Source organism: Streptomyces sp. NRRL S-340 (assembly GCF_000720185.1).
GTDB lineage: Bacteria > Actinomycetota > Actinomycetes > Streptomycetales > Streptomycetaceae > Streptomyces.
This window is the reverse complement of sequence record NZ_JOIY01000004.1, coordinates 116460-129307: the sequence shown is the minus strand read 5'-3', so window position 1 is coordinate 129307 and position 12848 is coordinate 116460. Positions and strand designations below refer to the sequence as shown.

Genomic DNA, 12848 nt, shown 5'->3' with positions numbered 1-12848 from the left:
GGGGCCCGGCGCCATGGCATCGGCCGTCGTGCGCCGTGAGTGGCCCCGCGGGGGGCCATCGGCCCTCGTGCGCTGAGTGGTCCGGTGGGGTGCCATCACGCGTCCTGCGCCGCGAGTGACACGACCGGCCCACGCCGCCACGCGTGACGCTGCCAGGGCGGCACCGCCTGGCGCCGCCCGCAGCCCGGGCGCCGCGCCACCGCTCGCCGGCCCCGCCCTCTCACCGGTCGGCGGGATGCCCCCTCACCGTCGGGTGGGCCGCGCCCCCGCTCACAGCTCCGCGAACGCCGCCGTCGCGTCGTCGTGGGTCTTGCTGCGGCCGAGACGCGTCCGTTCCTCGCGGTCGGCGCGTTCCAGCAGACGTACGCGGTCCACCAGGGCTTGCGGCCCCTCCTTGCGCAGGAGGGCGAAGCACTGGGCCCAGTCGCCCTCGCCGAACTTCTCCACCCAGCGCGCCGCCCCGTCGGTGAGCGCCGCCAGGGCCCGGACCCGGGAACGCGGCACGGTGCCCGTCACCGCCCGCTCCGCCGCCGAGGGGTCGGCCGCGGCGGTGAAGAAGCCGCCCTCCTTGTTGCGCAGGGTGGCGTCGACCAGCGCGTCCGTGGCCAGCGCGGCGCGCGGCAGCCGGGCCAGCCGGTCGTCCAGGACCGGGGTGACCAGGCCGTCGGGCGACTCCAGCAGGAGCGCCGAGTCGGACAGGACCAGGTACTCGACCGAACCGGCGGACCACCGTACGGCCACCACGGTTGCCTGCGGCGTGCGGGGGTGAGAAAGGTCACAGGTGAGCGAGTGAGCCTCCGCGGTGCCGTGGATCGTGCGCGCGAGGGCCTCCGCAAGTGTCAGATCTCGCCGCGAAACGGTCAGTTCCAGCAGTCCGCCGCCGAGCCTGGAGGTGAACCAGGGGACCGAATGCAGACACCCCGTCTCCCGCGGCGGGGTCACCCCGTCCAGGACGACCAGGCACCCGCCCTGCCCGTCGGCGGGCAGGGCGAAGGCGGCGAAGTCCTCGTTCGGGTGATCGGGCAGACCCGGCTCCGAAACAACCTCAGTTCGCATCCGGCCAGTCTGCACCAGGCCTTCACATGATCCGCCAAAGGAGGCCATCCGCCTTGGAATTGACGCAGGGTCGCAGGTCAGGCGCCTGATTTGAGGCGGATTGGAGCACTCCGGGAAGGCGTGGCGGCGAATCCTGCCAAAGCCTGCCGCCGACGTCCAACCGGCCCGCCGTACGGCACCCTGGCACTCGCCGGAGGAACTTGCCCGCCAACTCCCCTCCGATGTTCACTCCTTCGGGTGGCCGGTCGGACGATGCGGGACCACTGCCCACCGGCACTGGGAGGGTCGGAGACCGATGCAGGCCCCCTGCTCGCGCCACACGGACGGCGGGAGCCCGGGGGAGGGTGGACGCACCAGTCGCACCAGCTGACGAGGCGCCACCCGGGCCCATGAGTACACGAGTACAGGAATGCGAGCACCGGTGCAGAAGAAGCGGCCTCGGCGCACAGGCAAGCAGACGGCCACCGCGAAGGGACCCGAGCGGACGACCGGCACACCCTCCGCCGTCCCCCCCGCCACGGCGGTGGGCAAGGGCCGCCCCACGCACGTACGCAACCGCCTCGTCGTCTCCGTCGCCGTCGTGGCCGCCGTCGTGGCCGGCGCCGGCGCGCCCGGCGTGATCGACGCCTCCGGCCGGCTGAGCGACTCGCAGCACCTGGTCACCCTCGCCGGACAGACCCAGGACGCCCTCGCCCTCGCCCACTCCCTCGCCGACGAACGCGACGAGGTCACCTCCTACGTCGCCGCCGGCCGCCCCAGGTCCAAGGCGCCCTCCGAGCAGCGCAGCACCCGCGTGGACCGCCAGGTCGACGAGCTGCGCGCCGACCCCGGCACGCCGGCCTGGCTGCGCACGGACCTCGACGGCATCGCCGCCGTGCGCCGCTCGGCGCTCACCGGCCAGAGCAGCGCCCTCCAGGCCCACCAGGCGTACTCCGCCACCATCGCCGAACTGCACCGGCTCGCCGGGCAACTGGCCGAGCGGACGCCCCCGCGGGCCGGCTCCGGGGCGCACGCCCTCGCCGAACTGGACACCGCCGTCCAGCAGGCCGCCGCCGCCCGCGGCCTGCTGCTCGCCGCCCTGAACGTGCCGTACACCACGCGGACCGTCTACGACCCCGTCACCGGTGTGCCGGCCGAGACGACCAACTCCTCCAAGGCCGGCACCAAGCTGCGTGACGCCCTCAGCGCCGCGGCCCAGCAGGCCCGGGTCCGCTCCGACGCCGCGCTCGCCGCGTTCCGCGAGACCGCGCCCGAGGCGGCCCGCGACTCCTACGACTCCACCGTCACCGGTCCCGAGGTCAACTCGGCCACCGCCTACCTGGCCAAGCTCACCGACCAGCCGACGCTGTCCGACTCCGACCTGGCCACCAGCGCCAAGAAGGCCGACACCGCCCTCACGGCCCGGATCGACCTGATGCGCGGCGCCGAGTCCTCCCTCTACGACCACCGCACCAAGGACCTGGCGAAACTCCGCGACGACGACGTCACCGCGCTGGAGCTGCGGATCGCCCTGCTCGGTGCCCTCGTGCTCCTCGCCGTCGGCATCGCCACCGCCCTGGCCCGCACCCTCACCCGGCCGCTGGCCGTCCTGCGCCTGGGCTCCGCCCGCCTGGCCGGTGCCGAGGACCTCGCCGCCGAGGAACCGATCCGCTTCACCGGCCGCAACGACGAGTACGCCCAGGTCGTCCGGTCCGTCAACGCCCTGCACACCCAGGCCGCCGCGCTCGCCGAGCGCGTCGCCACCCTGGAGGCCGACCGCAAGCACCTGGTCGGCCAGCGGCAGAAGATGGCCGACGCACGCGAGGAACTGCGCGCCGAACTCGCCGACGCGACCGCGCGGCTGGACCGGATGCGGGCCGGCATCGGCTCCACCTTCGTCAACCTGGCGCTGCGCACCCTGGGCCTGGTCGAGCGGCAGCTCACCGTCATCGAAAGCCTGGAGGAGCGCGAGCAGGACCCCGACCGCCTCGCCACGCTCTTCAAACTCGACCACTTCGCCACGGTGATGCGCCGGCACAGCGAGAACCTTCTCGTGCTGGCCGGCACCGAGCACGTGCAGCAGCACGCCGGGCCGGTCCCGCTGGTCGACGTCGTACGCGCCGCGGTCAGCGAGATCGAACGCTACGAACGGGTCCGCATCGCCGCGCTGCCCCCGCACGCGCACGTGGCCGGTTTCGCCGCCGACGACCTCTCCCACCTGCTGGCCGAACTCATGGAGAACGCCACCTCCTTCTCGCCGCCCGACCGGCCCGTCGAGGTCTCCGGCTGGCTCCTGGAGAACGGCGAGATCATGCTCTCCGTCCAGGACGAGGGCATCGGCGTGGACGGGGAGCGGCTGACCCGGCTCAACGCCCGCCTCGCCGACCCCGGCCCGGACGCCGCCTACCACCAGGACGGCGAGGAGGACGCCAAGGACCTGGGCCTCGGCCTGTACGTGGTGGCCCGCCTCGGTCACCGGCACGGCGTGCGCGTCCAGTTGCGCGAGCAGAAGCAGGGCGGCACGGCGGCCGTCGTCGTCGTCCCCCAGCCGCTGCTGGCCCCCGCCCCCGCGTCCGCGGTCCCTGCGGCCGGTCCCGGCGAGGGCGGCACCGGCACCTTCTCCCTCCCCGGCGCCGACGCCGAGGCCAACTCCAACGTGCTGCACGCCCGCGCCCAGGACGGCGGCGCGGACCCGCTGGTCGCCCTGGCGGAGCAGGCGGTGCGGGAGTCCGAGGCGGCCGAGGGCACACAGGAGACGACACCGCAGGAGTCCCCGTCCGAGACGACGATGGAGCTGCTGCTCCCGACCCCGGCTCCGGACCGGGACGCCCCCGCCGGGCCCGCCGGCGACCGGGGCGCCGCCGGGGAGCCGGACCGCGACACCGCGGCGGATCCGGCCGCGGACCGGGGCGCCGTCGAGGAGCCCGCCCGGGACCGGGACACCGCCGCGCCGCACGAGACGGCACGCCGCCACCCCGACCCGGCGGCACCGGCACCGCAGGACGCCTCCGCGTCCGGGACGGCGTCCCCCTCCGGGGCGGCCTCCGCGGCCGAGACGGCGCCCTGGCCGGGACTCGCTCCCGCGTCCGGGACGACGTCCGGGACCGGGACGGTCTCCGCGCCCGGGGGGTCCTCCCTGCCCGGTGGGTCCGCCGCGTCCGGGACGGCGGCGCCGTGGCCGGGAGCGGCGCCCGCGACGGAGGCCGCCTCCCAGCAGGCCCCCGCACCCGCTGGACGCCCCGCTCCCGCCCCGGCCCCCGAGCCGGCGCCCTGGCCCGGCGCGGCCCCCGCGCCCGCCCCTACGCCGGACGCGGCCCCCGCGCCCGGTGCGGCCGGTGACGAGGAGCCGGACCCGGACGGCGCCGAGCACGCCCGGGCGTCCGAAGAGACCCTGACCGCCAAGGGTCTTCCCAAGCGCACCCCCAGAATCACCACACCCGCCCAAGCCCCGCGCCAGCGCACCGGCTCGGTGGATGCCGAGGCACTCCGCCGCCGCCTGGGCGGCTTCCGCCGAGGAGCCCAGGCCGGCTACCGCGATGTGGAGGCGGAGATCGCGGACCAGACCGCCCAGAACCGCCGGCCGACGCCGGCCACCCGCACGCAAGCAGAGCAATCCACGGGGGGCACAGTCGAGGAGGCAAGCAGTTGACAGCGCCCACCACCTTCGGACTGAGCAGTGAGGCCCGCAACCTGCACTGGCTGCTGACCAATCTGGTCGAGGAGGTGCCCGGCATCGAATCGGTCGCCGTGGTCTCCTCCGACGGCCTCCTGCTCCTCTCCTCCGACCCCGGCCGCAACAGCGAGGCCCGCAGGCCACGCTCCGCGGCCCCGGCCGGGCCGCGCGGCTCCGCCGCCGACCTCGCCACCATCGTCTCCGGCATCGGCAGCCTCACCGCCGGGGCGGCCAGGCTGATGGAGTCCGGTGCGGTCAAGCACACGATGGTCGCGATGGACGAGGGCAGTCTGTTCGTGATGTCGATCAGCGACGGTTCGCTGCTCGGCGTGCACGGCTCCGCGGAGTGCGACATGAGCGTGGTGGCGTACCACATGGCGCTCTTCGTGGGCCGCGCCGGACACGTTCTGACGCCCGAACTCCGCAGCGAGCTGCGCAAGTCCCTGGAGTCCGATTCGGCCGGGAGTGCCCGATGAGCGGTGTGCCCCGGCAGCAGCTTCCGGTCCGCGGCGGGGACCGAAAACCCGCCCGCGTGCGCCCCTACTCGCTCACCGGCGGACGCACCCGCTTCGGGCACGTGCTGCTCGTGGAGACGTTCGTGGCGAGCACCGCCGCGCTCGAACCCGCCGAGGAGCGCAGGGAACTGACGAGCGCCCCGCTGTCGACCCGGGTCATGCCGGAGATGCGGGCCATCGTCGAACTGTGCCGCCGGATGCGTACGGTGGCCGAGATCGCCGCGCTGCTGAGGATGCCGCTCGGTGTGGTCCGCGTGCTCCTGAGCGACCTCGCGGACCAGGGAAAGATCCGTGTGTACGGAACCGGGACCGGTCACGGCACCGGCCGTCCGGACCGCGCTCTGCTGGAAAGGGTGCTGAGTGGACTCCGCCGTCTCTGACTCCGCCGCCGTCTCCGCCTTCGTCCCCGGCGCCGCCCCGCTCGACGAGCCGGACGAGTCGCTGCGGCCCTGGCAGACGGACCGTACGCGGGCCCCGATCGCCACGAAGATCGTGGTGGCCGGTGGCTTCGGCGTGGGCAAGACCACGCTGGTCACCGCCGTCTCGGAGATCACGCCGTTGCAGACCGAGGCGCTGATGACCGAGGCGAGCGCCGAGACCGACGACCTGACCGCCACCCCGGGCAAGGTCAGCACGACCGTCGCCATGGACTTCGGCCGGATCACGCTCGACGACGACCTGGTGCTGTACCTGTTCGGTACGCCGGGCCAGCAGCGGTTCTGGTTCATGTGGGACGACCTGGTGCGCGGTGCGATCGGTGCCGTCGTGCTGGCCGACACCCGGCGGCTGAAGGACTGCTTCCCGGCGCTGGACTACTTCGAGAGCTGCGGGCTGCCGTACGTCGTGGCGGTCAACCACTTCGACGGCAGCGAGCTGTTCGAACCGGAGGACGTCCGGGAGGCGCTCACCGTCCCCGCGCACATACCTGTCATGATCATGGATGCGCGGCGCAGGATCTCCGCCGTCGAGACGCTGCTGGCCCTCGTGGCCCACGCCCTCGAGGAGACCCCGGAATGAGCCGCCGCACGATCCGCCGAAGGGTCCGCCGAGCGTGATCCCCGCGGCCCGGATCCTCCGGGCACGCTCCTTTGAGCACGATCTGCCGAGCACGATCCTTCGAGCAGTCCCACAGCCGTAGGAGGCACCACCCGCATGCGCAAGATACTCGTCGTGGGGGCCGGCCAGTCCGGTCTCCAGCTCGCCCTCGGCCTCCAGTCGCACGGGTACGAGGTCACCCTGATGTCCAACCGGACCGCGGACGAGATCCGCTCCGGCCGGGTCATGTCGACGCAGTGCATGTTCCACACCGCGCTCCAGCACGAGCGCGACCTGCAGCTGAACTTCTGGGAGACCCAGGCCCCGCGGATCGAGGGCCTCGGCGTCTCGGTCGCCGCCCCCGGCTCCCACGACCCGGGCCCCACCCAGCGCGCGATCGACTGGTTGGGCCGCCTCGACGGGTACGCGCAGTCGGTGGACCAGCGGGTGAAGATGGCCGGCTGGATGGAGACCTTCGCGCAGCGCGGCGGCCAGCTCGTCATCCACGGCGCGGCCGTCGGCGACCTCGACTACTTCTCCCGCGCCTACGACCTCGTCCTCGTCTCGGCGGGCAAGGGCGAGCTGGTGTCGATGTTCGAGCGGGACGCCGAGCGGTCCCCCTACAGCACGCCGCAGCGCGCGCTGGCGGTGGCGTACGTGCACGGTCTGGGCCCGCGCCCGGAGCACCCGGAGTTCGACGCGGTCCGCTGCAACGTGGTCCCCGGGGTCGGCGAGCTGTTCGTCATGCCGACGTACACCGTCTCCGGCCGCGCCGACATCCTGTTCTGGGAGGGCATACCCGGCGGTCCGCTCGACGCCTTCCAGGGCGTCAAGGACCCGGCTCAGCACCTGGCCCTGACGCTGGACCTCATGCGCAGGTTCACGCCCTGGGAGTACGAGCGGACCGCGCACGTCGAACTCACCGACGCCGGCGGCACCCTCGCCGGCCGCTACCCGCCCACCGTGCGCAAGCCGGTCGGCCGGCTGCCCGGCGGCGGCCTGGTCCTGGGCGTCGCGGACGTCGTCGTCGCCAACGACCCGATCACCGGGCAGGGCTCCAACTCGGCGTCCAAGTGCGCCGCCGCCTACCTCGCCTCCATCCTCGAACACGGTGACAAGCCGTTCGACGAGGAGTGGATGCAGCAGACGTTCGACCGCTACTGGAACACCGCCCAGCACGTCACCAAGTGGACGAACGCCATGCTGGCCCCGCCGCCGGAGCACGTCCTGAACCTGCTCGGCGCCGGCGTCCGGTTCCAGCCGGTCGCCGACCGCTTCGCCAACGCCTTCAACGACCCGGCCGACTTCGAGAACTTCTTCTACGAGCCGGCGAAGACGGAGGCCTACCTGGCCGAGGTCGCCGCCGCCGGCCCGGCAGCCTAGGGTCTTCCGTCCGGGCCGGGCCGCAGGCCCCGGTCGACCAGGGCCCCTACAGGACCGCGGGCTCCGCCGGACCGAAGTCCGCGGGCGGTCCCACGGTCGCCGGCCCGCCCCCGGCCGGTCCCCCGGCCGGGTCCCGGGGGAGTGCGGGGAGCCTCGGCGGCGCGTAGCGCGGCAGGGGCTTCCCGGCCGGGTCGGGCCGCACCGCCCCCAGTACCGGGTTGGCGGCCAGCGGCGACACCTTCACCCGCGCGCCCGGCCGGGGCGCCTGCACCACCAGGCCGTGGCCGAGGTAGAGGGCGACGTGCGTGGCGCCGGGGAAGTACACCACCAGGTCGCCGGGCCGCAGTTCCTTCAGCGGTACGTGCGCGAGCCGGGCCCACTGCTCCTGGCTGGTGCGCGGGATGGGCGTACCGGCCTGGCCCCAGGCCCGCGAGGTCAGGCCCGAGCAGTCGTACGCCGCCGGGCCGGTCGCGCCCCACTGGTACGGCTTGCCGAGCTGGTCCACCGCGTAGCGCACCGCCGCCTCGCCCTGCGGGGTGGGCGGCCGGTCGCCGCCGAGGGCGCCCGAGGCCAGGAGCCTGTCCTGCGCCCGGGCGATCTGCGCCTCCTCCAGAGCGGCGAGCGCCGTCAGCCGCGCCGGGCTGAGCGAGGCGAGCAGTTTCTCGACGGCGTGCAGCTTGGTCCGGACGTCGTCGCGGGCCCGCTGCTGCTGCCGGGCGAGGGCGAGGCGGGCGTCGAGCGCCGAGCGGGCGGCGCGCGCCAGGTCCTGCGCCTTCCTCTCGCTCGCCGTCAGCCGGGCCACCGTCTCGGACCGCTCCCGCGCCAGCTGGCCGATGACGTGGCCCTCCTCCAGCGCGTGCTGCGGATCGCGGGCCAGCATGAGCCGCAGGTAGGGGGAGAAGTCGCTGGTGCCCTGGTACTCCTGCCGGGCCAGCCGTCCGGCCGCCGCCCGGCCGTCGTGCAGGGCGGCCCGGGCCCGGGCGAGGGCGGCGGTCAGCCGGTCGGTCTCGGCGCGCTGCCGCTCCAGCCGCTGTGCGGCGGCGTTGTAGGTCTCGGTGGCCTGCTCGGCCTGCTGGTACAACGCCTGGAAGTCCGTCAGCAGGGCGGCGACGGAAGGCTGCCCGGACGGCTGCCCCGGCGCCCCGCCCGACGACGGCCGGGCCGGTTGCTCCGGCGCCTGCCGGGCCGGCTGTTGCGACGACTGCCCCGGCCCCTGCCCGGGGCCGGCCGGCCGTGGCTGGGCACCGGCGGTCACCGGCACGAGGGCGGCCTGGGCCGCCATCGCCGCGGTGCACACCAGGCGCAGCGCCCTTTTTGACACGTCATCACCTCCGGCGCGGGGCGGCCTCTCCGCTCCACACCGTGAGGATTCGACGTATGAGCCGATTTGTGTGCCCGTTGTACGCCGGCCGGCGCAACACGGTCACCCGCCGGTGTCACCCGGCTTGCCCTCCGGGCCGTTCGGGGGCGTCGGACGGGACCACGGCCACTTCGGCCGGCCGTCCTTCCCCTCCGGGTCGAACTCGTACTTCCACCCCCGCGGCAGCCCCAGCCTCCTGCTCTGCCCGCGCGGCACCCGCCGGTAGACGAGCACGGTGGGCGGGCCGCCCGCCGGGTCCGGGACCGGGATGCGGTACGTCTTGGGCGGGTGGCCGGTGGGGCCCACCAGCACGGGCAGCACGCGGCCGTCCATGGGGCCGCCCTCGAACGGGGTCTGTTCGCTCTTCACGGCACCAGTGTCAGTCATCCGCCGAGGTCAGGCCCTGGACCAGGGCGGCGGTCTGCGCGTCACGGGCGGCAGTCACCGTCAGCACGGCCACGAACTGTTCGACCAGCCAGTCCCGCAGCTCCCCGAGGGGTGGCTGCTTGTCCTCGTCGAGCCAGATCAGGGAGGCGGCCTCCACGGCCGTGATCCACATCCGCACGGTCATCCGCAGCCGTGGCCCGGGGTCGGTCACCCGCAGGTGGCTGAGGATGTGCTCGGCGGCGGCCCGGCGCACCCCGTCCACGATGGCGGTCGTGCGGGACGTCTCGACCACGCTGCCGCCCTGGAGCAGCGCGGTGAACCCGGCGTCGTGCTGGTCGACGAAGGCCAGGTAGCGGTCGAGGGCGCGGGCGAGGCGGGGCAGCAGGGGGCCGGTGCGCGGCTCGTCGAAGCAGTGCCGCAGCTCGTCGGCGGCGGAGCGCAGCGCGGCCTCGTACAGCTGCTGCTTGCCGCCGGGGAAGTACCGGTACACCAGCGGCCGTGACACGCCGGCGGCCTCCGCCACGTCGTCCAGCGAGACCTCCTCCGGCGCCCGGTGCGCGAAGAGGGACAGGGCCGCTTCGAGCAGCTGAGCGCGCCGCTCCTCGACGCTGAGGCGGCGGTAGGCGGGGGTCGGGGCGGCAGGGCTCATGACCAGCAGCGTAATCGGTGGCCGCCCCGCACGGCCGTGCCGATCAGGCCCGTTCCCGCGCCACCGCGCGTCCGCGGCGGGCCGGGCCCTGTCGTCGCGTTCCCGGCTGCCCCGCGAGGCCCGGCAGGCCCTCTCGCGCACCGGACGGAAGCCCGGGTACGCCCAGTACGCGGACTTCCGCCCGGCGCGCCGGAGCACGCGCCGGGCGCCGCGGGGCCGCCCTCCGGGCGACGGGAATCTGACGACAGGACCTAGGCCAGCAGGCCCGAGGACCGCCACAGCTGCCGTCCGACGCCCCGCAGCACCCCGATGTCGTCGAGGAAGTCGGTGAGCCGCCTGGCGCCGTTCTGCATGACCTCGCGCCGGTGGCCGCTGGCCTTCACCTGGGCCATGGCCTCGCGCTTGTCCAGCCCCACGTTCGTGTACACCTCGGGGTTGACGAAGGCGATGGAGAAGACCCGGGCGAACTCGCCGGAGGTGACCCGGGTGAACTCCTTGGACCACCTCGGTGCCGTCACCATCTGGCGGCGCAGCTCCTCGCGGGCGTAGCGCACGTGGCGGGCCTCCTCCACGACGTGGATCCGCGTGACCCCGCGGACCAGCGGCTGTATCCGCTCGTCGGGGAAGGTCAGCCGCTGCATCCAGTCGAGCACCTCCTCGCCGAGCAGGGTCGCGGTGAAGGAGCCGGGGGTGGTGGAGATGGTCTTGAAGAGCCGGCCGAGGTGCTGGTGGACGGGGCTCACCGGGTACCAGGGGGTGCCGCCGCGAGTGATCAGGCGGGCGAACATCTTCGAGTGCCGGCACTCGTCCTCGATCTCGGTGAGGGCGTACCGGACGTGGGCGCTGGTGGCCGACTTGTCGTAGATGTGCCGGACGAGCAGCTGCATCAGGATCAGTTCGAACCAGATGCCCAGGGAGGCGAGGGCGGCGGCCTCGTGCTGGGAGAGCAGGATCCGCTGCTCCTCGCTCATCCGCTTCCACAGCGGCGTGCCGTACAGCGACACCAGCTCCGGCGGCCAGAACCACTTGCCCTCCTCGAAGGGCGCGTCCCAGTCCAGTTCCTTGTCCGGGTCGAAGGAGTGCTTGGCGGAAGAGTCGAGCAGCCGCTCGGCCACCTGCTCCCGGTCCTTGAGCAGTCCGAGCGCGTCGCGCAGTCCGGCGAGCGCGTCGGCTTCCGTCACGGTCGTCATGGCTGTCCCACCTCGTCGTACGGGCATGTGGCCGGCTGGATCGGCTGGTTACCGGGGAGTCAGTTCCTCCCCTCTTATGAGACTGCCTGTCAGCAAGCCCGTCAATCCCCTGGACCGGACTTGTTGACCCGGCGTCTACGGAACCGGCGTCCCCGGCGTGTGCAGCACCGCCTCCATGACCGCCTTCGCGATCGGGGCCGCCGTACCGCCGCCGCTGATGTCGCCGCGCCGGGCCGAGGCGTCCTCCACCACCACGGCGACCGCCACCCGCGGGGCCATGTCGCCGACGCCCTGCGCCCAGGAGATGAACCAGGCGTACGGCGTCCCCGTGTTGCCCACGCCGTGCTGGGCGGTGCCGGTCTTGCCGCCGACGACGGCGCCCGGGATCGCCGCGTTGCCGCCGGTGCCGTCGGTCACCACGCCGCACATCAGCTCCCGCAGCCGTGCCGCCGTCGTCGCCCGCATCACCTGCCGCACCGGCTGGGAACCGGCCGCCGAGACGATGTCCCCGCCCCGGCGCGTGGTCCGCTCCACCAGGTACGGCACCCGCACCTGCCCGCCGTCCGCGACCGCCGCCGCGACCATCGCCATCTGCAACGGCGTCGCCCGCGTGTTGTACTGCCCGATCGACGACAGCGCCAGTTGCGCCCGGTCCGCCGGCGCGTCGAACGTGCTCGGCGTGACCGAGAAGGGCACCTTCAGGTCCGGGTCGTCGAAACCGAAGCCCTCCGCCGCCTGCCGCATGGCCTGTGCGCCGACGTCCACGCCGAGTTTGGCGAACACCGTGTTGCACGACCGCTCGAAGGCCAGGCGCAGCGACGCGTTCTCGCAGTCGTCGGCCTCGTTGACCAGGCGTGTCGTGCTGCCGGGCAGCCGGTAGGGGTCCGGCGAGTCGGTCGGCGCGTCCAGGTCCGTCACCAGGCCCGCGTCCAGGGCGGCCGCCGCGGTCACCACCTTGAACGTCGAACCGGGCGGATACGTCTGCCGCACCGCGCGGTTCAGCATCGGCTTCTCCGGGTCGTCGTTCAGCCGCGCCCAGGCCGCCGCCACCGCGGGCCCGTTCCCGGACAGCTCCGCGGGGTCGTACGAGGGGGTGGACACCAGCGCCAGGATCCGGCCCGTGGCCGGTTCGACCGCCGCGACCGCGCCCTTGCGCGCGCCCAGTCCGTCGAACGCCGCGCGCTGCGCCGCCGCGTTCAGGGTCGTCACCACGTTGCCGCCCGCGGGCCGGCCCCGGGTGAAGTCGTGCCACAGCGGGAACCCGGCCAGCATCGGATCGGTGCCCGCCAGCACCCGGTCCTCGGCGTGCTCCAGGAACGTCGTCCCGTAGCGCTGCGAGGCGAAGCCGGTGACCGGCGCGTACAACGGGCCGTCCGCGTACGTCCGTTCGTAGCGGAGCTGCTCGCCGGTGTCCCGGGAGCCGGTGACCGGCCGGCCGCCGACCAGGATCTCGCCGCGCGGCTGCTCGTACCGGGCGATGGTGGGGCGGCGGTTGGCCGGATTGCCGCCGTAGGAGGGGCCCTGGAGCACCTGGAGCCAGGCCGTGTTCACCAGCAGCGCCACCAGCAGCAGCACGCAGAAGGCGGCCGCGTGCCGGATGTGCCGGGTCACCGGACGGCCT

11 protein-coding genes are annotated in these 12848 nt (G+C 74.2%); 5 read left to right on the top strand and 6 right to left on the bottom strand.

The genetic code is table 11. The features are described 5' to 3' along the window. Positions 1-270: 270 nt before the first annotated feature. Positions 271-1056, bottom strand: coding sequence for a protein phosphatase 2C domain-containing protein (locus IG64_RS03790; protein WP_037851889.1), 786 nt, complete (start codon positions 1054-1056; stop codon positions 271-273). 421 nt (positions 1057-1477) lie between these two features. On the opposite strand from IG64_RS03790, the gene IG64_RS03785 reads away from it, so the two are divergent. The 5 genes from IG64_RS03785 to IG64_RS03765 all read left to right on the top strand — a co-directional run bounded on the left by IG64_RS03785 (position 1478) and on the right by IG64_RS03765 (position 7641). After that, the gene (locus IG64_RS03785) at positions 1478-4684 is read left to right on the top strand and encodes a nitrate- and nitrite sensing domain-containing protein (protein ID WP_037851887.1); all 3207 of its coding nucleotides are present in this window, start codon (positions 1478-1480) and stop codon (positions 4682-4684) included. Next, positions 4681-5184 (top strand): roadblock/LC7 domain-containing protein, encoded by a 504-nt coding sequence (locus tag IG64_RS03780; RefSeq protein WP_037851885.1) that lies wholly within the window; start codon positions 4681-4683, stop codon positions 5182-5184. The genes IG64_RS03785 and IG64_RS03780 overlap by 4 nt, the downstream gene beginning before the upstream one ends. Next, the gene (locus IG64_RS03775; RefSeq protein WP_037851883.1) at positions 5181-5603 is read left to right on the top strand and encodes a DUF742 domain-containing protein; all 423 of its coding nucleotides are present in this window, start codon (positions 5181-5183) and stop codon (positions 5601-5603) included. The genes IG64_RS03780 and IG64_RS03775 overlap by 4 nt, the downstream gene beginning before the upstream one ends. After that, positions 5584-6240: a GTP-binding protein gene (locus IG64_RS03770; RefSeq protein ID WP_037851881.1), complete on the top strand. Its 657-nt coding sequence runs from the start codon at positions 5584-5586 to the stop codon at positions 6238-6240. The genes IG64_RS03775 and IG64_RS03770 overlap by 20 nt, the downstream gene beginning before the upstream one ends. Before the next feature lie 135 nt (positions 6241-6375). Next, the gene (locus IG64_RS03765) at positions 6376-7641 is read left to right on the top strand and encodes a styrene monooxygenase/indole monooxygenase family protein (protein WP_037851879.1); all 1266 of its coding nucleotides are present in this window, start codon (positions 6376-6378) and stop codon (positions 7639-7641) included. Between the two features lie 46 nt (positions 7642-7687). Here IG64_RS03765 and IG64_RS03760 read toward each other — a convergent pair whose 3' ends face one another. The 5 genes from IG64_RS03760 to IG64_RS03740 all read right to left on the bottom strand — a co-directional run bounded on the left by IG64_RS03760 (position 7688) and on the right by IG64_RS03740 (position 12838). Next, entirely contained in the window at positions 7688-8962 is a 1275-nt protein-coding gene (locus IG64_RS03760) for an NlpC/P60 family protein (protein ID WP_078883769.1), read from the bottom strand. Positions 8963-9064: 102 nt separating this feature from the next. Continuing rightward, entirely contained in the window at positions 9065-9370 is a 306-nt protein-coding gene (locus IG64_RS03755) for a hypothetical protein (RefSeq protein WP_037851878.1), read from the bottom strand. A gap of 10 nt (positions 9371-9380) precedes the next feature. Then, positions 9381-10037 carry a TetR/AcrR family transcriptional regulator gene (locus IG64_RS03750; RefSeq protein WP_037852217.1) on the bottom strand — a complete coding sequence of 219 codons (657 nt, stop codon included), beginning with the start codon at positions 10035-10037 and terminating at the stop codon, positions 9381-9383. A 251-nt stretch (positions 10038-10288) separates the two neighbouring features. After that, the gene (locus IG64_RS03745) at positions 10289-11227 is read right to left on the bottom strand and encodes an AurF N-oxygenase family protein (RefSeq protein WP_037851876.1); all 939 of its coding nucleotides are present in this window, start codon (positions 11225-11227) and stop codon (positions 10289-10291) included. 135 nt (positions 11228-11362) lie between these two features. Next, a complete protein-coding gene (locus IG64_RS03740; RefSeq protein WP_037851875.1) occupies positions 11363-12838 on the bottom strand; it encodes a penicillin-binding transpeptidase domain-containing protein in 1476 nt (491 codons plus the stop codon). Between the last annotated feature and the right edge of the window lie 10 nt (positions 12839-12848).

Bases quoted from the DNA above. Each gene is read 5' to 3' on its own strand.
- IG64_RS03745 (WP_037851876.1), bottom strand. From the start codon at position 11,227: ATGACGACCGTGACGGAAGCCGACGCGCTCGCCGGACTGCGCGACGCG.
- IG64_RS03775 (WP_037851883.1), top strand. From the start codon at position 5,181: ATGAGCGGTGTGCCCCGGCAGCAGCTTCCGGTCCGCGGCGGGGACCGA.
- IG64_RS03765 (WP_037851879.1), top strand. From the start codon at position 6,376: ATGCGCAAGATACTCGTCGTGGGGGCCGGCCAGTCCGGTCTCCAGCTC.
- IG64_RS03750 (WP_037852217.1), bottom strand. From the start codon at position 10,037: ATGAGCCCTGCCGCCCCGACCCCCGCCTACCGCCGCCTCAGCGTCGAG.
- IG64_RS03790 (WP_037851889.1), bottom strand. From the start codon at position 1,056: ATGCGAACTGAGGTTGTTTCGGAGCCGGGTCTGCCCGATCACCCGAAC.